The organism is Candidatus Zixiibacteriota bacterium, from assembly GCA_035380245.1.
Taxonomy (GTDB): Bacteria; Zixibacteria; MSB-5A5; order GN15; family FEB-12; genus DAOSXA01.
In genome coordinates, this window is the sequence record DAOSXA010000001.1 from 1,252,817 (window position 1) to 1,272,285 (window position 19,469).

The following is a 19,469-nucleotide window of genomic DNA, read 5'->3' on the forward strand; positions in this document are numbered from 1 at the left end:
TATCCTCTATTCGGGGAATTCTTCGGGTCCGTGGATTTTGGCCGATCCAAGGAAAATGTCGTAGCTGCGCACGTTCCACGGATTCCGGGTGGAGACATATTGGGTGTCGATCTCGCGGTTGAACGTGATGGCCGCCGCCACGACGCTGGTGACTTTCTGCCCGCCGGTGAAGTCGACCATGATGTCGTTCTCGCGCAGCTTTCCCTTGCGACTGGTGATTTTCTCCAGCAGCCAGATAATCCCGAGCGAGAGATCTTCAAACTCCTCGAAGTTGATTCCCTCGGCGTTGGCTGGCCGGTTGTCGCTTAAGCCTATTCTCGCCCACTTCTTCCCCTGTCTGGCCAGGACTTCGAAGGAGATCTGGCTCAATGTTCCGCCCGGTCCCTGGTATTTGCCAATCAGGTTCTTGAACCAGTCTATCTGATTCAACGACTCCGGCGAGCAGATGACCGTGACCGACTCGAGGATGCCGACATGGTAGGCAATCCCCCTGAGCGGCATCTCCCATTTCCACAATTTCGACCTACCGCCTGCCTTTTCTATCTTGTCCTTTTCGGCGCTGAGGCGTTCGAGGTCCTTCATCAAGTCTCCGGTCGGCGAAAAAGTGTCGGGAATGCCGGGGGTAGTCCATTCGCCGGCTTTCTCATGATCCTCGAAGTTCGAGAGAAAGAGAATCAAGTGTCGGCGCTTTTCCGGCTCATCACCGCGCACGAAGCGGGTATGCGGGTGGAAGATCTTGTCGCGGCTGTGGTAGATGAGCGCCACAACGGCGACGAGCAGGGCCCAGGCGCCGATCATAGGCCAGGCACTTTGGGCAACATGTTCGGTAACATGCCCAAGGATGTAACTCTCCGTCGTAGTTGCCGCCCAATGAGCGAAGACAATGGCCAGCACGGCCAGGAACCACGGAGTCGCTTTCTCGAATGAATAACGGAATTTAGTGTGTTTCTTGGTCACCGTCTTCCTCTCCCTTTTTGCTTATTGGCCGGGTTTCTCGGCTTTGGCGGTTTGGAGGTGAGATTGTAGAAGTTGCCGGTCTGGCTCTGTATCCACAGTTTGGACTTCTGTCCCAGAGGGATGTCCGAATTGACGCCTTTGGGGAGTCGTCCCTTGTTGCCGTCTACAGCTTCGAACCAGGCGCCCTCCCTACCTTGCGGTGTCTCAATCCGTGTCACCTCGATCAGGTCCCCGGCCTGGCGAGTTGCCTTAGTCTGTATCTGTATCGGTTTCTGTCTTTGGCCGGCCTGCGCAGGATGCTGTTCGGTTCCCTCGATTAGGCGGCCGTAGCCGGAGTTGGTTTTGGCTCCCACTCCCCGATGTGTCAACGCGTCGGACAGCAGCCGAAGGGCGAACTTCTTCCACTTCTCTCCGTTTTCGCTCGTATCGTCACATTCAACACAGATTAGGAAGTTTCCTGTAACCGACAAAAATGAGACCGGGATAGGCATATCGGAATCGGTCGGCGCGTTTTCCGTATCGCCGGCCTTGGCGCCGTAGTAGTCGGAGTGGTGCGGGGTCATAACATCCGCCATTAAAGAGCGTCCGGTCAGCAACGATTCCGGCAGAATCCAGGCGTCGTGAAAGAGGATATGACCGGCGGACTCCTGTGTGCCGAATAGTGCCTCGTGGGCATCGCCGTTGAACGCAAATGCGTCATCCACAGGTCCCCATACCTCGTCGCAATAGTGCGCCGCCAATCCCTTTAGGGCCGATCCCGGAATTACCGGGGTGCCGTAAGTGTGGTGCAGGGTCAGCCCTGTCTCAAGAGGTGTGTGAGCCCCCAACCCGACGATCAATCGACCCCGCACGCTCATCTCTGTCGAGAGAGAACTGCCGCGGAGCTTCTTCCATCGATCAAACGCGAGGGTGTATATATCGTGCTGGCCGCAGACAGACTTAATGGCGACTTGGAGCAGACGCTTCTTACCCTCATTCTTGTCGCCGGTTGTGCTCAGATACGAGTCCAGAAGAAGGCTGGCTTGGGCCGCTTCGGACAGTGCGTATGGGTCTGTCCAAAGCGACTGCAAGGCATCGCGGCAAGCTTGAATCGGCCTGGTCTCTTGTTCATTCTTCATAGCTGGCCTTCAACACTGCTTCGGCGTAGCGTTTCATCCAGGTAGCGCAGGCCAGGGCCTCGCGCACGAGCCACTGGTACTCCGAGACCGGCGCTGAGCGAACGAGCTGTGCGAACTCAGTCCGGTTGGCGCTCTTCCCGACCAGGGCGGTGAAGTCGTCCAGAAGGCATCCGAAGTACGCCGACTTCTTCTCATCGGAGGCCTTGGATTCGAGGAAGGCAATGGCCTGGGCCAGTCCGCTCTGCTGGATTAACATGGGAAGGTGCATACACTGGCGGCCGTAGTCGTCCTTCCACTCGTTGTTGGCGGCGGCGTTGACAAGGCTGAATGCCTTCTGGGCTCGTTGTTGTCCCCTGGTTGATGCTGACTTGTTAGTCATTGTTGCCTCCCGCGGCCGGGAAGATGCATCGCGCCTGGCCCCGACCGGTGGTGGCATGGCCGCCCAGTTGGAGCAGCCGCTCGCCGGAAGCGAATTTCTCAATCAGGTTCCGGGCCGTGACCCCGGCGGCGCCGTACACGCGGTCGCACCACAGCAATCCCGCGAATATGGCCTCGGCCGGAACGGATTCTTCGTACCAAAGCGCTCCGGATGCCACGGTCTTTGTCTTCGGATCTATGCGAATCCGAGCACTCACTTCGGTGGCCGTTTCGCAGAGATAGTCGAAGGTGCCGTCCGGTACAACCGCGAAGCGCTGTCTGAACGGCTCGAACCAGGGGTTCTCTTTTCCGAAGACCTTTTCGGCGAAGTACGTTGCGATTCTGCCAACGTCCTGATTCTCTTCGGCGGTAAAGTCCAGGTCCTCGAAGTAAACCTTGTTCCCTTCCTCCGAGATGGCCGACTTTGAGACATCCGGTATCAAAATGGTGTTGGCGTTGGTCGGTTCTGGTATCGGTAGTTTGGCCCAGGCTGAATCTGCTCTCAAGTCGCGGTTGATTCTCCGCAAGACCATGGGGGAGGAGACCCAGGCAAACGTGCCATAGAGGCTCCGTACCGGAAAGCAGGCAATTCGCGCGTCGGTGAACACCAGGGAGCCGGCGTTGGCGAGATCATCGCCTGAGGAGCCGAAGGCCGCCTTCAGCAATCGGCCGTCGGCAGATTCATTCTGGCGGGCGTCGTCGGTCGCACCGTTAAGGTCCGCGATGACACCCTTAACGGAAGAGCCTGGAATCAACGGCCAATTCGTGACTTTCTCCCGAACGATTGGCAGGTCGACAAACCCGATTCCTCGTCCGACTCCGACGTGCATGGGTGTGATGGCGTGTAGCCAATACGGTGCAGGCTTGCTGCTCATATTATTCCTCCATTTTCATTGCTTGCCCAATCCCACTTCCCCCAGAGAGCCAAACCAAAGCCATCGCGACGATCCTGTTCATTGTCACTAACAGGATGAAGCCAGAGCTTCTCCGCAATGGCCGCAATATCGCCTTCGAGGATTTCAAAGCAGTACACGCTGCCCGCCGGAACGGCTCTTCGAACAGCCTTGGGCCCGGCGGTTCCCTTCTCCAGACTCCATCCCGATATGGCCTGCCACCGGCCGACGCAGGCCGCGACTAGTCGAACCTTAGTATTGTCGGGACTGCCGGGTGGTTGGCCCGTCAGATCATGATCGAGCCAGCCCGGTTTCCAGCCTTGGGCAAAGATCGCGGGAGAGGCGAGGATCATGCGCAACCTGTTGCTGTTGGACTGGTGAAGGTTGCTGTACAGCTTGGCGGGTACAGCCCAATTAGATTCATGCCCCTGAGACCACGTGGCCAGGCGTCTCTCGCCGCCAAACGGGTGAGTTTCGTCGAAGGCCGAGGCATCCCTGATAAAGGCGCCGTTCTCCTCAATCCTGAGAGCGAGCTCGATGTCGGCGCCGCTCAGTTCATCGGTCATATCGAGGGCAACCGTTGAGAAGAGATGTCCTTCTTCTGCGGAGCCCGTTTGTGCGTCGATAGACACTTGGGTTCGCTGATCCTCGGGGATTCTGCCCAGGAACCCGTCGTGCTGCGTAGGCGACTTCGGGATAGTGTCGAAGTGCTTGCCCAACAGCCAGCTTGTCATGCGGTCCGTGGACCAGAAGGAAGGTCCTTCTACGGCCTTTAGGTCGGTTGCAGCCACGACTGGTTGGAGGCCATCGGGGAGATCGCAACCGATGGTGCCATCCTCCGGGAGTCGCATCGGGCGAAGCGGATACACTGCCTGCTCGTCATCGTTAGTGGATTTGCGCACCACCAGAGCGTCGAGCGGCGCAGGGAAGTATATGCGTTCATCAACGACTGGGAGCGGCCCCGCAACGGTTATTGATCGGAGAGAATCACATAGCTTCGGGGTGAAATCACATTCGTCTCGCTTTGCCAACAGTGTGCGAAGGCTGCCTGTCGCCGTCGAAGGGTGGGGCCAGCGAAGCGAGCGCATACGGTTGCCCTGTCCGAAGCCAAAGGGACGGCCGTCGCGCGCGATGATCGGATCTATCGGTGAAACGCTAAGATAGGTTGTCATGCGCTTTCCTCCTGTAGTGCCTTGCGCTCTGCTTGTCGGTCGCCGGCCTGTCTGATCGAGGCGGCAATGTGTCTGGCAATCAGCCACTCGTTGGCCAGACCCATGAGTCCGACATGATGTCTGGCGTGATGCTGTGAGTCTGCCTCGCCGAAATCTCGCTCGACCGACAACAAGTGCTCGACGTGAGTGGCGTAGAAACTGTCGTCCATCTTCTTGCCGCCGGGGCGCTTCTTAGAGAGTACCAGGCGAATATCAGCCCGGATTGCCGTGGCGGTGTTATCGTCGTCGGGCCAGTCGGCATAGGTGAAGGCCAGGTTCCTGATGTCGTAGGGAGAGCGACCGGAGATCAGTTTGTCGGCAAAGAGTTGGCACCAGTTGGACATTCGAAGATCCAATGACTCTTGAGTCTTGTCCCCCCACGGACCGCGGACGAATATAGGGGAGCCGCTTCTGGGGTGCAGGTGGATTGCGAGGCCGTTCCCGAGCGGCTTCTTGGCAGATCTCTCCGCAATGCGAGCGTATTGCAGGAGATCCTCAAGCGGTTCGGCGCAATGCCCGATAGCGATGCCCACAGAAAGGGTAGGGGCAGATTCCCCTTGTTTCCACGTCTTCCTGAATTCCTCGTGAAGTCTTCTCGCGCATGACAACGCCTGGTCAACCGGAATCATAGCGAGCACATCATCTCCCCCGGAATAGACCAGACAGCCGCAATGCTGTCTGTCTACAAGTTCTTTCGCAGTTTCCGAGAACAACGAGAGGTTTGACGAGAACTGTCGGTGCGCTTCCGAATCTCTTATCGACGACAGCAGCTTGCCAATTCCGTCACCATCGGCCAGGAGAATCGCCAGATAGGGTTGAGGCTCGCCGTATTCTTGTTCGGTCTTTACTTTCTGAACGAGCGCCGCAATGGTTTGCAGGTCAGTAACGTCCTTAGACGTGAACTCGAGCCCCATGGCGCTTGAGTCGTCACGTCTTTTGGCCTGCCTCACCATGAGTCTGGCTCGGCCTTCAAGAAGTACAGACCCATCGAACGGGAAGAAGGACCTGAAATAGTCACCTGTGCCGGTGGCGAACGGTTTGTTGCCCTGGCAGAGTTCAGCGATTTCCCCAATCGCGGCGCGGGCCTCTCCGCCGTCATGCTCTATACCACGAAGCCAGGGGTCTACGGCAACGCGAGTTACTGAAGGAAATGATCCTCTCGTTGAGCGTTTGACAAAGTCGGCAACGTCCAATTCCTCCCCCTCAGACAGCCGCAGCCTCTGGGCGAGTTCCGGAGCTTCGCTGAGGACTCGCTCGCGAAGGCTCCGTGTTTCCTGTCGGGAGCTTCCGACAATCAAGATGGTGTCCCGCAATCCGCTCAGCGATGATTTAGGCAGAAGTGCCGCACTTGTGCCAGCGCCAAAATCTCGACAGGACTTCCTACCCGACAGAACGCGCATGAGTCGTTCTCTAACCTGTGGGTAGTCGTTTTCGGTATCATACGATGCCCAGGCCGAATAGAATTCCAAGACGTCCGCCCGCTGTGATTCCCACCGAGCGGAGTTTAGCAACTTTCCGCCGAAGGTCTCTGCCTCTGCGGCGTACTTCAGCCACTTCGCATTCCCGGCAGACTTCGCTTCGACTACCAGGTCTGCAGGCGGCTTCGGAGGGGTCTCAAATTGTGCGAGCACGAAATTCGAAATCCCGGCGGCGTCAGGATCCGCGGGAAAGATCAGATCGCCTCCGGAGCTCTGCAACGTCTTGGCCACCGTCCGGCTCACATCGCAGAGGATCTCAGACCCAAACCAAAGATCGCGTGTTCTGCGTGCGGCGCTGATAAATCCCTGAACAGGCCCAATGCCTATAACCATCAACATCCTGCTCATATTCTTGCCTCCCTTATTTCTTGCTGATGGCATATTCGAAGAAAGCGTCGACAGCCGATGTTACGTGTTCTCGTTCCTCTACCGGCACGAGCTCCATAGGCGAGTTTGGGTAGTCAAACATGTCGTCCCTCCAAATGTTGTCAGCCAAGAGCGGAACGCCCACACTCAGATCGTGAGCCCCCGGAGCGACGTATGCAGCTTTCATCGGAGGCGTTAATAGAACAAATATCGCTGGCAAGACCTTGCCCGATGACAAAGCCAGAGGCTTAAGGATGAGGGGACTGGCCATTCTGTCCACGCTCTCGCTGATTTGCAGCGTGGGTTTGACGTCCTTATCCTCGCCCGCAATTCGCTCGTTGCGAAGCTCCATGATAATTGGTAGTCCAAAGGAGACGCGCGGAAACGCAGGCGCCGAGAGATTGCATCGATTGGCTTGGACAAGACCGGCGGTTGCTGTCGCTCCACGGTCTTCTCGAACAAGGCCCTTTACAGACTCCGCCTCGGGCCAGCGTGGCGACCTGTATCTATGTTTGTTGGCATCAGTCGTAACACCCTGCCTGAATTTCTTGTATATGCTGATCACATCGCTCCAGGCATCGATTCCATCGTTGTACTCCTTGGGGCCGAGGGCCGCGTCGCGAAAAGCGGTTGGCCATGGACGGGGCGAATTAGAGGCAGGAATGTCAACTCCGAAATAGGAAGCCATCTCTCTGTACCATTCGGGGTACTCGTTCATGCTCCCGGGGAGTGGTGTTTTAGAGGGGAAGTCCCAACCGGTACAACGCAAGGCCCCGCAGCCGCGACGGGTGCGAGCTCCGATGCCACCGAAATTAATCCAGGCCCAAAAGGCGCACTCCACATCAGCGCGGAAATCGATTTCCTCTTTAAGCGGGCTTAGCTTCTTTTCCTCCCGCAGCTTGTTGTAATGATCCTTCAAAGACAGCCTGCGTTGCTGACTGGGCAATCCTACTGAGACTGTGAAATCCATATGATTGATGAACTTCGCCGGAGCGACAGCGTCTTTCTTGTCGGGGGATGTCCCCTGGAATGGAAACAGCACGTATGGAAGCGATCCTCGATACCGGTCGAAGGGTGCTTGCCAGCTCATCGCGTCGTCCCACTTGACGCAGGGTTCAGGCCTTGAACAGGAGTGGACAACAATGTCCAGTGATACGGGGCTGGGTAGAGCTGTGCTACCCCATATTTCGCTCTCCCGTTGACGCATTTCGGGCAAGTCGAACTTGGTCCCGCGTGTAGCGCGCCACCAGAAACGGAGATGGCCCCTAACTGAGGAGGCGCGGACCTCGGGGAATTCGCTGCTTATGCCCGGTTCAGCGCCGCCTCCGAACACGGGTGACAGATTCGTGATTCGAACGGAATTACTGGAACCGTCCGGGCCAGAATCTACGCGTTGCTCCACCAACTTGTCGGGGAATTTCAAGCTTACTTCTCGTGCCACTTTGTTCCTCCAAAAACAGAGAGGTTGAGATCGGGTATGCCTTCACAAACAGGTCCGCTCCCGAAAGATTTATCGAAAACCTCAATGCCCACCGCACAATAAGTGTTGTTGTGGCTGAAGAATACGAGATTAGGAACGTACGGTCAAGTGGATAAGTTTTACCGGTGATTTTCAGAGACTCTGAATTCATCGTTGAGAACACACCGCTCACGGCTTGAATCACCAAGATAACCTTAGGCTTCTCAGGCCGTTGCTCAATGCGGCCACGTATGCGTAGTGTCGCCGCTAGCGAAATCGCCCCTCTAACTCTGCATTGACACCAGTATCGGCGAGGTGTTATCATGGTGGGCAAGAGAATTTAGCAGTTGGTCCGGCAGTCGCCGCAACCCGGGGGAAGGGTGACGACCGACCTTAATACCGTCCGCCCGATCATCAAAGATGTCCGCACAAAAGCGCCGTAAGCGGTTGAGGAGGCAACGCTCTTGGACAACCCGAAAGGCAACCGCGACTATGTCGATGAGGCGTCAGAGATTCTAGAACTGTCGAAAATGGCGTATTCTCTATACATTTCGCGTTCCGAGAAGGAGAAGCGACAGTTGCTGCGCTCGTTACTCTCGAACTGCTTGTCCGATGGCGTAAGCCTTTACCCGACATACAAAAAGCCCTTCAACTTTATCGCTGAAGGGCGTGAAACTCAAATTAAGCTCCTCGGGCAGGACTCGAACCTGCGACCCGCTGATTAACAGTCAGCTGCTCTACCAACTGAGCTACCGAGGAGTGTCGACTTGTCTGCCCTCTAAAGGCAGGGCAGTATTATATTTGTTTTCGGCAAATTGTCAACGCCTTTTTAGTCCTCCGCCCAATCAAAAGAGTTCTCTCAGGTGCAGGGGCAGACGGGACGTCTGCCGCCCACGGGAATTGATCCCAACAGGTTATTTAACAGCGCGGGATCTCAGGGATCCCGCGCTATAAAGGTTGGCTCACGCTACGAACAACCAGGGTCGACCAAAAGAAGCTGATTGCCCGCGTCCCAAAACGCCACAAAGCGCCGGTGAAACATCGCCCGACCGGATTCGTATAAGCAGACAGGTTTGACAAAATCGTTCGAAAGAGAGGAAGCAACATGAGCAAAATACTCAAAATCGGAATCGCAATCGCCGTGGTCGCGATTCTGGTGGTCGGTACGGTGCTGGCCCGCAAGGGCTCCTCCGACGATGCCTGGCTCGGCATTTCCCCCGAAACGGTGACCTATCGCCTCGCCAAGAAGATGGACCTCCCGGTGAAGTCGGGCGTCCTGGTCGAGCGCGTCTATCGCGACTCCCCGGCCCGCGAGGCAGGGCTCAAGCGAGGAGATGTGGTCCTGGCCATCGACGGCAAGGAAGTGACCGATTCCGATGAGTTGTCGGATGTCATTCTCGACCATAAAATCGGCGACGAAGTGACCCTGACGATCAATCGCGACGGCAAGGAAGAACAAGTCAAGGCCAAACTCGAGGAGGCTCCGCGACGTTCCTACAACCGAAGTTTCACCTGGAACGACGACGACGATGACGACGGTTACATTTTCAATCGCAACAGCTGGAGTCGCAGCAGTTGGGAGCGGCCGTTCCTGGGCGTAAGCCTTCAGGATTTGAACCGTCAGCTCGGCGAGTATTTCGGCGTTGAGCGCGGTCGCGGCGCTCTCGTGACCGAGGTCGAGGAGGATTCTCCGGCAGCCGAGGCCGGTCTTAAGGCGGGCGACGTTATTATCGAGATCGACGGCGACCAGATGCGCGACGCCGAGGATGTGATCGAGGCGGTCGGCGATCGCGAGATCGGCGACAAGATCAACATCACCGTCAAGCGTCAGAAAAACGATATCAAGGTCGAGGCGGAACTGGCCGAGGGGGATGAAAATACCTCGGGCGTTTACGGCTGGAACGACTATGGTCCGGTCATCCTGAACATTCCGGATATTCCGGACATCCCGGATATTCCGGATGTGCCGAGTTTCAACTCGTCGTTTTTCAACAGCCGCATCAGGTATCTCTCGGACGATGGTTGCTGGTTCGATCTGGACGAAGATGATCTGCAAGATCTCAGGGAAGAGATGCAGGACCTGAACGAGGAGATGCGCGACATGAAAGTTCATCTCAAGGATGAAATCAGTCGTTCGGTCGGGTCCAACAGGATGTTATAAACCAACCACTTCTCCAGTATGGTTTGGTCGCTTCCGGGCGGCCGGCGATCAGAGGCTCCGCTTGTCGGAGCCTCTTCGCTTTAGGGGGGAGCGGTCGCTGGTCGACGAAGAAACAGTTAACAAGACCGAAAGCGCGGGGTACTATATTATTATGTCCTCGAACAGATAGTCCGGGAGGAGGCAATATCATCTCTTCTAGGAGGAGGGGCTCAGGCGTATCAATGTTTCGCCAACCAAAGATGCGCGGCTTTTTGGGGCGGGGACCGGTCGTCTCAATGGCGGAGAGTCCTGTCCTTGTCGGTGGTCTTGACGACTGTCCTTATCAATATGTTAGGATGTGCGGACAACCTTGATTCAGAGGACGATCCGAAGGTGCATAGTGTCTCGGTCGATTCGATACAAGCGGTGAATGCGTGTACAAACCGTTATTGGGTGAAATTCAGCGACTCGTTCGAGAACGACATTGACCGAAGCTTCAACTATCGTGCGAGCATTGGAGTGCCGTTCGCGTTCGGGGGATCTCAAACCGTAGCCCTGGGGTACCTCCGTTTCTCTTACGCCGCCTTTCGACGATCATACGACTACCGTCGATCTACTCGCGAGTGGGGGAGTGACGCAAGGAGACTATCTCCAGCTATGCATTTAGGCTGCGTCCGGCTCGGGGTTCGAATCAGAGTCGGACTCGCGATGTTGCGTAAACCTCGGTACTTTCTGTGGTTTTCCGGATGAATGCTTTATGGGAATCAACTTGACCGCGGCTGGTCTCTACGTTGCCGATGGCGAATGTATCTTCATTGAGGGTGACAATTGGCCCGCTGTGCCCGCGCTCCAGGCCTCGCTACCGACCAACACACTTACAGAAAACGTGGACTGGGAGTTGATAATCTCCTATACTCGAGGCGGTCGCCGGGACTTCGATACCGTTAAAGCATCGCTCTCGCCGCACAACACATGGTACATCGATCTCGCCGGTAAGGTCCGGGGCGGCCAGGGCCGACTGCGATGTGTTTCAACGGAGGCGGGCATGACGGGTCTGCTTGACTTCGCGATTAGAGCGTATAACCCTAGCGAGCAGCTCGTAAGCGATTACATAGACAGTCGCTCCGGCGTGTTATGGTATCACGAGCTGGTGGCGATGCAAGAGGGCGGCGTTGACAACGGCAATTACTTGCAGTTCAACGAGGTCGGCGAGGAGAGCTGCGAGGAGACGGCGGTGCGATACACGCCGAACGCCTCGAACAACAACGACGGCGGTTTTGGGATATACCAGTTGACGAAGTTCAACGATGGATATGAGACCCGTCCTCCAAACGCCGAGGAGTTATGGAATTGGCAGGAGAACGTCAAGTCAGGTGTGGCGTATTTGAACCTATTGCAAGGCGGGGCCAACACTTATTGGGAGGGGCAATTGGATATAGGGTGGCTTTACTTCTATCCGAATGGTCACCTTGCGTATGTGTATCCCTATACGACCGGCAGTTCCGACAATGTCACGTTTTTCTACGGAGGCGCTAAAGATATGCAACACGGCGTAGCGTTGAAGAAATACAACGGATTAGGTAGCAGAGATCTCGGACGGCACGAGTTCTGTGAATTCGTCTTGGATGAAGGATGGTACAAGTGGTATGAGTGGGCTCGCTATTACACCGATAGCGCGAAGACCAAGATTGATTCAAATCGGTATGTATATGATGTGTGTTCGTTTTACCAGTGATACGCCAAATGCAATATGTGGAATAGTGCTAATGCACGTATCAACCGGAGGTGTCTGACTGTGAAGACGATTTTGATTTGTGGACGTCTACTGGCTACGGCTACGGTGCTGTGGGTCATGGCGGCAGAAGGAGTTAACGCAGAGATGTATTTCATCCGAGATGGAGAGTACGGCTACGGATCGCCGAATCTACCCTCGGAGCTCGTTATCTTCACCGTTGACCAGGACGGAGGCGGCCTTGACAGTCTGTGTCATCTCTTCACCAATTGGGGACAAATAGAGGTACAGGTTTTCCCCGAGCCGGGATTAGTGATCATCGCAGATCTCTCTAACACGTGGATCAGGGATGTTTTTGTGATTCCGTTTGAAGATCCGCCGGGCTGGACGAAAATAGATCTTCGAGACAAAGGTGACGTCCGACGGGTAAGGTACTTCGACGAGCCGAGTGGTCCGGGATTTCTGCGGATAGATACCAGTTGGAGCTTGTCCGATGTTACAAACATTCGGCAGACGGCCGATATAGAGATACCGCTGAACGACATCGCTCCAAGGACAACGTCCGTTCGTGCGACGGAGAGAAGGCTTCCCGGACTGGGGGGACCCGGCGATCGGGGTATAGTTCCGTTGCGAGGGCGGCTTGGGGGTGATCTGCGTGCTCTGATTCCGGACTTCGAGTTGGAGGATCCGAACGTTCCGGACAGCGTTGTGCGATACAAGGGTTGCTCGCGGTGGAACCTGATCGCGAACGAGGCGAGCTATCGAGCGTTTCTATCCGTTCCCTCGTCCAAGGCGGACAGTGCTCGCGAGTTGGTGATATTCAATCGCGACTCCGAGACGTGGCATTCTCTCTTGGTGCCGGGCGAGGCCACGAAACCGATCAGAGTGAACGGATGGCTGGCGGGACGCGTCGCCGACGATAACCCAAAGAGCGACCGGGCCGCCCATAGAGGCTATCCGTCTATTCTCCGCGACGAGATCATTATGATCAACCCGATGACGATGCAGACCCGCCGGGCCTCGCGGCAGGGAGACTGGGAGGTGTTGTGGATCGGGGCAGACACGGTTTGGTATCGACAGGACGACGAGTTGTACCGGGGTCGTCTGACGGAGAACGATATCGTCGACGACGAGCTGATGGCGAAGGATTTCCGGGTTCGCAGCATCAATTGGGTGTTCGAAGGGAAGAAGTGACGGACTTACGCGTCAGTGTGGTGTGATCGGTAGGAAGGTCTTCTTATTTTCTCCCCCCATTTCTTTGTTGCCAGCGGTTGAAGGCGGCCGTTATATTCCGGCTGTATGCCTCAGATAACCGTCGAAAAACTGTTCAACTCGCGCGGCCAGGATTTCGAGTTGACCCTGCTCAACTCCGGCGAGGCCGGCATGAAGAAGGTGATCCGCAATCCGGAGATTCATCGCCCCGGGCTCGCTCTCACCGGATTCTTCGAGCGCTTTGCCTCCGAGCGGACCCAGATTCTCGGTGAGACCGAGTTGGCCTATCTCAACCAGCTCTCCGAGGAACGCATGGTGGAGATCTCCGAAGAGCTGTTCCAATACGACATCCCGCTGGTGATCATCTCCAAGGGGATCATCCCGCCCGAGACATTTATCAAGGTGGCCGATGAACACCACACCGGTGTGTTTTCCAGCCGCCTTACCACCGCCGACCTGACCAGCCGTCTTTCGGTTTATCTGGACACCCTGTTCGCGCCCTCGATAACGATCCACGGAACGCTGGTGGATGTCTACGGCGTCGGGCTGTTGTACACCGGCAAATCCGGAGTCGGCAAATCGGAGGTGGCGCTCGACCTGGTCGAGCGGGGCCATCGGCTGGTGGCCGATGATGTCTGCAAGATCACCCGCACGGCGCCGGATGTGATTATCGGCACCGGCTCGGAACTGCTCGGGCATCACATGGAAATCCGGGGTGTCGGGATTATCGATATCGAGGCGCTGTTCGGAATTCGCTCGATCCGACTCCAGAAGCGGGTAGAGGTCGAGGTCAACCTGACTCTCTGGGAGGAGTCGGACGACTATGACCGCCTGGGGGTCGAGGACCGCCGCACGACCGTGCTGGGCGTGTCGATTCCAATCGTAAGGGTGCCGATTTCCCCCGGCAAGAATATCACGGTGATTTCCGAGGTGATTGCCATGAACCACATGCTGAAGGTTTACGGCGAAAACTCGGCGGTCGAGTTCACCAAGAAGCTCTCCGAAAAAATCTCCCGCCAGTCGACCACACGCGACTATCTCGAATCGGATCACGAATAGAATTCAGTAGGAAAGGTCTCTCCGAGACCTGCCGGGGAATCGAATATCCCCCACCCGTGGGGAGTGTTGAAAAAGTCATACGTTCGGATCTTCAGTAAAAACACATCTGTAATGCGGGCGACACAAGGCCGCCAGCTACGCGAGGTTAGGGCTCTTTAACGCGTAGCGGCAGGGCTTGTCTCCGCCGCGATTGAGGTTGGTCAACAATCCCCGTGGACGGGTGGGCCACCGACGTCTGCCGCCCACGAATATGTCGTCAGATATCTCGGCTGACACTTCGTGCTGCCCGGCATTGAAGCATCTACAGGCAGCTTGGAATCTCGCCGGGGCAAGGGAGCAGATCCGGACCGTTCTGGAACATGTAGCTGACCAGGTAAACCAGATCGGCTATATCGTTGCTGCCGTCGGAATTCATGTCGATGACCCCCTCGCAGGAGACCTCAACCCCGTTCTTATCATCAGGCGGAAACATGTGCTGAACCATGGTGACCAGATCCGCGATATCCGGACCGGAGCCGTCGTTGTTAACATCACCGCGTTTCCCACAGCAGTAGTCGTAGTCACAGGCGTCGCCGATACCGTCCCAGTCCGAGTCGAACTGGTCGGGGTTGTAAATCCCAACACAGTTGTCGCACTGGTCGATGAAGTCGCCGTCATTGTCTTCCACAATGCAGGGTGGCGGTAGGCTGGTGAAACAGTGCGGCCCGTCCCACTCCGGGATATAGGAGCCTGAGTTCGAACCCCACAACCAAAGCCCAGACGGGGGGTAGTAACATGAATCCAGACAGATGGTCCCGCCGTTAGGAAGCGGACCAATCGCGATCTCGTACGCAATGTCGTCGAATCCGTCCGGAAGCCCGGTTCCAATCATCACGCTGGAGGAGAAGCTGACCCGGTCCTCGCCCTCGCCGTCAACGTCAATCTCACCGACGTTAAACACCATATCGAAATAACCCTGATCGATGGCAGGGGCAAACCGCGCTGCCGTCCACTGCCAGGTAGCGCCGTCTGGAGAGTAAAGTCGAAAGCCGTTGCACATACCCTTGACATATCCGCCGGTGTTGTTGGTGAGGCGGAGATGGAAGGCAGAACGGCCGTCACATAAGCAGTATGTGAAGCCGTTGTCATACCACAGACCGTCCACGTCCTCAAGAGTAATGCTGGCCTCTTGGCAAAAGACCGCCGGAGACAGTACCATAGCCGCCAGTAACAACATCACCGTTGTCACAATCATTCTCTTAAGCTGCATAAAAACCTCCCGAGGTTGTTTGTTCTCAGAACCTCAGAACCTTTGGTCGTGATGTATCGATACTGTAAGATAGGAATGTGTATAAGCTTGTCAACGATTAATGAGTTTGATATGCGCCTCAATTAAAGGTAGACGCAGGGGCAGACCAGGAGGTCTGCCGCCCACAAAATTCGAGCCCTCATTGTATCGTATACGATTCCAGCTCATAACTTACTTCGAGATAAGTCGACAGGAAGTTGATAGCGTATTGCTCAGCTTTTACTATGCCGATGTTCGGTGCGGCCCAGATGCGCCCCATCGTACCATAAAGCGGAACTGTCGCTGTGTAGTAGTAGCAAACAAACGTCCCGGCCGGGACAGTCACCGAGACATCGACCGCCGAGACATGCATTGTAATCAGATCAATTGACCAGCTATCGCCCACCTCGGCCGGGTACTTGAGGGCCAGGTACTGCGGCGGCGAAAGGGTGTCGGCAATCGACCAGGCGCCGTCATCGCGGTTGACCCAGAGGGTGGTGTCGTAGCCGTCGTAACTGTCCTCGACCTTGAACCAGAGAGTGTCGTTGATCAGGGAATCGCCGACGCAACCGGTGGTTGAAGTCCCGGTGGCTGTTACCTGCCCGCTGCTGTTGTATTCGGTGTACTGACTGACCAGTTGATTGCCGATAACCAGCGGGAGAATCACCGAGTCCGGAATCGGGCCGCAGTCGGCCGGGGGAGGCCCGCTCTGGAACATATACGAAACCAGCATGACCAGATCGTTGATATCGATTCCACCGGAGCCGTCAATGTTTGCCTCGTCTTCACATTCAGGGGCAGGACCCTCCTGAAACATGTAAGAGACCAGGTAGACCAGGTCGCTGATTGAAATCTCCTGGGCGGCATCGTTGTCAACGTTGCCTCGAATACCGACACAGCAGTTATTTTGGGCGGAAGCAGCCAGGGGTATGGACAGGCATAGTCCAACGGCAAAGATTAGCATAGCGGTGAATTTCATAATATCTCCATTCTCTCGATGCGATCGCATTGATGTGACCCGGTCGATCGGTTGACCCGAGCAGCGATAGAATATCCGCCCGGTTCCAATCTCATTATAAGGGAAGTTGTAGAATAGTCAATCACTTCGGCTGACTCGATACACAACGATGCGTTTTAACCTGCGCCAAATCGAGTTTGACTATCGTCGAGTGCAGCCGTACATTTGCCCTCTATGAACACTCCGAACAAATTGACCCTGTTGCGGATCATTATTGCCCCGATCTTCATGTATTTTTTCCTGCTGGATTCGTTCTACATGAGGCTGACGGCGCTGGGGCTGTTCGTAATAGCCGCCCTAACCGACTTAGCCGACGGCTATATCGCTCGGCGCTACGGGATCATTACCGGGTTCGGCAAGTTCATGGACCCCCTGGCGGATAAAATTCTCGTTTCCTGTGCCCTGGTGTCGTTTATCGCTCTCAAATATGTATCACCGTTGCCGGTGATTATGATCATCGGCCGCGAGTTTTCGATCACCGGCCTGCGCCTTCTGGCGGCCTATCGCGGGGTGGTCATCCCGCCGACCTGGTGGGCTAAGTGCAAGACATTCTTACAGCTAACGGTCGTAGGCGTGGTTATATCGTATATCAGTCTGGTGACGACATTGGAGCATTATCAAAGTCCGGCGCTGGAGCTGTTGCAATTCGATTATTATTTGTATTTTAACATCCTGCTCTGGGCGGCGGCGGTGGTTACCGTCTGGACGGGAATTGATTATGTCTGGAAGTATTTTTACATGATAAAATCGGTACTCAAGTAAATGAAAACTACCTTTGCCAAGTTAATCGCCACCGGTCTTTACAGCGGCTTCGGAAGGCCCTACCCGGGCACCTGGGGCACGATACCGGCCTGGCTGATAGCCTATTTCCTGATTCGCGGCGACCAGATGATTCTCGGGATCGTAGCGGCCGTGACGTTTGTGGTGTCGGTCTGGTCGGCCGGTGAAGCGGAAAAAGTGTACGGGCATGATGCCCGCAAGATCGTGATCGACGAATGGACCGGGATGTTCATAACGTTGATCCTGGTGCCTTACTCGCTGCCGAACTACCTGATCGCTTTCGTGGCGTTCCGGGGTTTCGATGTGATAAAAATCCCGCCGGCGAGACAATCCGAAAAACTCCCCGGCGGTTGGGGGATCACCATGGACGATGTGGTCGCCGGTATTCAGGCCTGCCTCGGGACTCATATCGCGATATATTTCCTGACCCAGTGGGGCTATCTCTAACGCGGAGACGGAGCGCTATGGATGTTGAGATCATAACTATCGGCGATGAAATAATCACCGGCCATATCGTAGACACCAACGCGGCTTTTATCGCTCGTCAGTTGACCGATATCGGTCTTCCGGTGCGCTACCGGACCTCGGTCGGGGATTCGGTCGAGGCGATGGACGAGGCGTTTCGTCTCGCCTGGCGACGCGCGCGGGTGACTATCTGCACCGGCGGTCTCGGGCCGACCGACGACGACATCACCAAAAAAGCGATCGTCAAAGTTTTCAAGCGCAACCTCATCTTCAACGAGGAACTGCTCGAATTGCTTCGCAAGCGCTGGGCGGCACGCGGCATTGAAATGCCCGCGATCAATCAGAATCAGGCGCTGCTGCCGCAGGGAGCGTTGTTGTTCCCCAACAAGATCGGTTCGGCGGTGGGGATCTGTATCGCCGAAGAGGGGCGGATTTTCATCGCTCTGCCCGGTGTCCCGGCCGAGGCCGAGCAGATCATGGTCGATGAGGTCGTGCCGTATCTCAAGAGTCTCAGACAAGGACACGCGATAGAGGTTGTTCGGTTGCGCACTACCGGTATCGTGGAAAGCCGACTGGCTGAGAAACTCAAGGATGGTCTTAAACTGGAGCCGGGTGTCCGGCTGGCCTATTTGCCGGGGTACGGCGGTGTCGATCTTCGCATTATCGCCTCGGCGGATTCATCGGAAGAGGCTCAAAACAAGGCCAACGATTTAGCGCGTTATGTCGAGTCGAAGGCCGGTCGATACATCTACACGCGCGGCGACGATAACCTCGAAGCCGTAGTCGGTCAACTCCTGCGCGACAACGATAAAACTCTCGCCGTGGCCGAATCATGCACCGCCGGGATGCTCGGCAGTCGTGTAACGGCCGTCGCCGGCGCATCCGACTATTTCCTGGGCGGCATCATCGCCTATGCCAACGAGGTCAAGACCGAACGGCTCGGAGTCGACGCGGGCATCATCGAGGAACACGGCGCCGTGAGCGAAGAATGTGCTCTGGCCATGGCCTCCGGTTGCCGGAATCTTTTCGGGAGCGATTATGCGCTCTCGATTACAGGTATTGCCGGTCCCGAAGGCGGCACCGAGGACAAGCCGGTCGGCACCGTGTATGTCGGGCTCAGTTCCGCTCATCACAATTTGGCACGGCGGTTCAATCTCGGCTCCACGCGAGAGATCAACCGCACCCGCTCCGTTTACTGTGCGCTGGAGTTGTTGCGCCGAGCGATTTTGGATCTGTTATGATGCGTTTGTTCATCGCCGCGCCGCTGCCGAACGAGATTGAAAACTACCTCGGAGAAATCATCTCCGACCTGCGGCCGGAGGGACGCGACGTAAAATGGGTCAAAGCCTCGAACATCCATGTCACCCTGCGTTTTCTCGGGGATACCGAGGAACGGCTGGTGCCCTCACTCAAAACTCTGATCGATAAAACCGCCGCCGGGCAAAACGCGGTTGATACCTCGGTGAGCGGCATCGGTGCTTTTCCCAACCTGCGCCGTCCGAGCGTGTTCTGGGTCGGCCTCGGAGGCGGTGTTGAATCTCTGGCCGATATGGCTGATCGGATCGAACAGGGGGTTCGAGAACTCGGCTTCGAACCGGAGAGTAAGCGTTTCAAGCCGCATCTGACCATCGGTCGGGTACGTCGTGACGGTGATGTCCGTCGCCTCAGTCAGACAGTCGAGTCCTATCGCCTGGAGCCGCGCCGTTTTCGTTTGAACCGCATTGTTCTTTTTCAATCTACTTTGACGCCGCAGGGGCCGATCTATCGCCGCCTGCACGAGACCGCTCTCGAAACGGAACGTTTCGAGGGATAGTTTTTCTATTTCCCCAATCTCAATCCGGCCTTTCAAGTACGGCGAAATGGATTCGTTTTGCGTTTTTTGTTTCCGTGTCGTCAG

The 19,469-nt window shown here is 56.1% G+C and carries 17 protein-coding genes and 1 tRNA gene; 8 read left to right on the plus strand and 10 right to left on the minus strand.

Annotated features, from left to right (window positions below; genetic code table 11):
• Positions 1 to 6 precede the first annotated feature (6 nt).
• The 8 genes from PLF13_04750 to PLF13_04785 all read right to left on the minus strand — a co-directional run bounded on the left by PLF13_04750 (position 7) and on the right by PLF13_04785 (position 8,658).
• On the minus strand, positions 7 to 957 hold the full coding sequence (locus tag PLF13_04750; GenBank protein ID HOP06584.1) for a hypothetical protein: 951 nt from the start codon (positions 955 to 957) through the stop codon (positions 7 to 9).
• Positions 954 to 2,075 (minus strand): type III-B CRISPR module RAMP protein Cmr6, encoded by a 1,122-nt coding sequence (gene cmr6, locus PLF13_04755; GenBank protein ID HOP06585.1) that lies wholly within the window; start codon positions 2,073 to 2,075, stop codon positions 954 to 956. Before cmr6 ends, PLF13_04750 begins: the two co-directional genes overlap by 4 nt.
• Positions 2,065 to 2,454, minus strand: coding sequence for a type III-B CRISPR module-associated protein Cmr5 (cmr5, locus tag PLF13_04760; protein HOP06586.1), 390 nt, complete (start codon positions 2,452 to 2,454; stop codon positions 2,065 to 2,067). Before cmr5 ends, cmr6 begins: the two co-directional genes overlap by 11 nt.
• Positions 2,447 to 3,367, minus strand: coding sequence for a type III-B CRISPR module RAMP protein Cmr4 (gene cmr4 / locus PLF13_04765; protein HOP06587.1), 921 nt, complete (start codon positions 3,365 to 3,367; stop codon positions 2,447 to 2,449). Before cmr4 ends, cmr5 begins: the two co-directional genes overlap by 8 nt.
• Positions 3,364 to 4,557, minus strand: a complete 1,194-nt coding sequence (gene cmr3 / locus PLF13_04770; protein HOP06588.1) for a type III-B CRISPR module-associated protein Cmr3 — start codon at positions 4,555 to 4,557, stop codon at positions 3,364 to 3,366. Before cmr3 ends, cmr4 begins: the two co-directional genes overlap by 4 nt.
• The gene (gene cas10, locus PLF13_04775) at positions 4,554 to 6,065 is read right to left on the minus strand and encodes a type III-B CRISPR-associated protein Cas10/Cmr2 (GenBank protein ID HOP06589.1); all 1,512 of its coding nucleotides are present in this window, start codon (positions 6,063 to 6,065) and stop codon (positions 4,554 to 4,556) included. Before cas10 ends, cmr3 begins: the two co-directional genes overlap by 4 nt.
• Positions 6,066 to 6,435: 370 nt before the next feature.
• Entirely contained in the window at positions 6,436 to 7,842 is a 1,407-nt protein-coding gene (gene cmr1 / locus PLF13_04780; protein ID HOP06590.1) for a type III-B CRISPR module RAMP protein Cmr1, read from the minus strand.
• Positions 7,843 to 8,585: 743 nt separating this feature from the next.
• Positions 8,586 to 8,658 (minus strand) — tRNA-Asn (locus PLF13_04785).
• Positions 8,659 to 9,004: 346 nt separating this feature from the next.
• Between PLF13_04785 and PLF13_04790 the strand changes: the two genes are divergently transcribed.
• From PLF13_04790 to hprK, 4 genes are all read left to right on the plus strand, one after another.
• A complete protein-coding gene (locus PLF13_04790; protein HOP06591.1) occupies positions 9,005 to 10,060 on the plus strand; it encodes a PDZ domain-containing protein in 1,056 nt (351 codons plus the stop codon).
• A gap of 736 nt (positions 10,061 to 10,796) precedes the next feature.
• Positions 10,797 to 11,774 carry a hypothetical protein gene (locus tag PLF13_04795; protein HOP06592.1) on the plus strand — a complete coding sequence of 326 codons (978 nt, stop codon included), beginning with the start codon at positions 10,797 to 10,799 and terminating at the stop codon, positions 11,772 to 11,774.
• Positions 11,775 to 11,834: 60 nt separating this feature from the next.
• Positions 11,835 to 12,965, plus strand: a complete 1,131-nt coding sequence (locus tag PLF13_04800) for a hypothetical protein (GenBank protein ID HOP06593.1) — start codon at positions 11,835 to 11,837, stop codon at positions 12,963 to 12,965.
• Between the two features lie 105 nt (positions 12,966 to 13,070).
• The gene (gene hprK, locus PLF13_04805) at positions 13,071 to 14,042 is read left to right on the plus strand and encodes an HPr(Ser) kinase/phosphatase (GenBank protein HOP06594.1); all 972 of its coding nucleotides are present in this window, start codon (positions 13,071 to 13,073) and stop codon (positions 14,040 to 14,042) included.
• Between the two features lie 301 nt (positions 14,043 to 14,343).
• Here hprK and PLF13_04810 read toward each other — a convergent pair whose 3' ends face one another.
• Together PLF13_04810 and PLF13_04815 are read right to left on the minus strand one after the other, a co-directional pair.
• On the minus strand, positions 14,344 to 15,291 hold the full coding sequence (locus PLF13_04810; GenBank protein HOP06595.1) for a hypothetical protein: 948 nt from the start codon (positions 15,289 to 15,291) through the stop codon (positions 14,344 to 14,346).
• Positions 15,292 to 15,469: 178 nt separating this feature from the next.
• Entirely contained in the window at positions 15,470 to 16,288 is an 819-nt protein-coding gene (locus tag PLF13_04815) for a hypothetical protein (protein ID HOP06596.1), read from the minus strand.
• Between the two features lie 213 nt (positions 16,289 to 16,501).
• On the opposite strand from PLF13_04815, the gene pgsA reads away from it, so the two are divergent.
• The 4 genes from pgsA to thpR are packed head-to-tail and all read left to right on the plus strand — an operon-like array spanning position 16,502 to position 19,385.
• Entirely contained in the window at positions 16,502 to 17,089 is a 588-nt protein-coding gene (pgsA, locus tag PLF13_04820) for a CDP-diacylglycerol--glycerol-3-phosphate 3-phosphatidyltransferase (GenBank protein ID HOP06597.1), read from the plus strand.
• A complete protein-coding gene (locus tag PLF13_04825) occupies positions 17,090 to 17,554 on the plus strand; it encodes a phosphatidylglycerophosphatase A (protein ID HOP06598.1) in 465 nt (154 codons plus the stop codon).
• A 17-nt stretch (positions 17,555 to 17,571) separates the two neighbouring features.
• A complete protein-coding gene (locus PLF13_04830; GenBank protein HOP06599.1) occupies positions 17,572 to 18,813 on the plus strand; it encodes a competence/damage-inducible protein A in 1,242 nt (413 codons plus the stop codon).
• On the plus strand, positions 18,810 to 19,385 hold the full coding sequence (thpR, locus tag PLF13_04835) for an RNA 2',3'-cyclic phosphodiesterase (protein ID HOP06600.1): 576 nt from the start codon (positions 18,810 to 18,812) through the stop codon (positions 19,383 to 19,385). The genes PLF13_04830 and thpR overlap by 4 nt, the downstream gene beginning before the upstream one ends.
• Positions 19,386 to 19,469: the final 84 nt, after the last annotated feature.

Coding starts and splice junctions, on each gene's coding strand:
- cmr4 (HOP06587.1), bottom strand. CDS start 3,367: ATGAGCAGCAAGCCTGCACCGTATTGGCTACACGCCATCACACCCATG.
- PLF13_04815 (HOP06596.1), bottom strand. CDS start 16,288: ATGAAATTCACCGCTATGCTAATCTTTGCCGTTGGACTATGCCTGTCC.
- pgsA (HOP06597.1), top strand. CDS start 16,502: ATGAACACTCCGAACAAATTGACCCTGTTGCGGATCATTATTGCCCCG.
- PLF13_04810 (HOP06595.1), bottom strand. CDS start 15,291: ATGCAGCTTAAGAGAATGATTGTGACAACGGTGATGTTGTTACTGGCG.
- PLF13_04830 (HOP06599.1), top strand. CDS start 17,572: ATGGATGTTGAGATCATAACTATCGGCGATGAAATAATCACCGGCCAT.
- PLF13_04795 (HOP06592.1), top strand. CDS start 10,797: ATGGGAATCAACTTGACCGCGGCTGGTCTCTACGTTGCCGATGGCGAA.
- cmr3 (HOP06588.1), bottom strand. CDS start 4,557: ATGACAACCTATCTTAGCGTTTCACCGATAGATCCGATCATCGCGCGC.
- cmr5 (HOP06586.1), bottom strand. CDS start 2,454: ATGACTAACAAGTCAGCATCAACCAGGGGACAACAACGAGCCCAGAAG.
- hprK (HOP06594.1), top strand. CDS start 13,071: ATGCCTCAGATAACCGTCGAAAAACTGTTCAACTCGCGCGGCCAGGAT.
- thpR (HOP06600.1), top strand. CDS start 18,810: ATGATGCGTTTGTTCATCGCCGCGCCGCTGCCGAACGAGATTGAAAAC.
- PLF13_04825 (HOP06598.1), top strand. CDS start 17,090: ATGAAAACTACCTTTGCCAAGTTAATCGCCACCGGTCTTTACAGCGGC.
- cmr6 (HOP06585.1), bottom strand. CDS start 2,075: ATGAAGAATGAACAAGAGACCAGGCCGATTCAAGCTTGCCGCGATGCC.
- PLF13_04790 (HOP06591.1), top strand. CDS start 9,005: ATGAGCAAAATACTCAAAATCGGAATCGCAATCGCCGTGGTCGCGATT.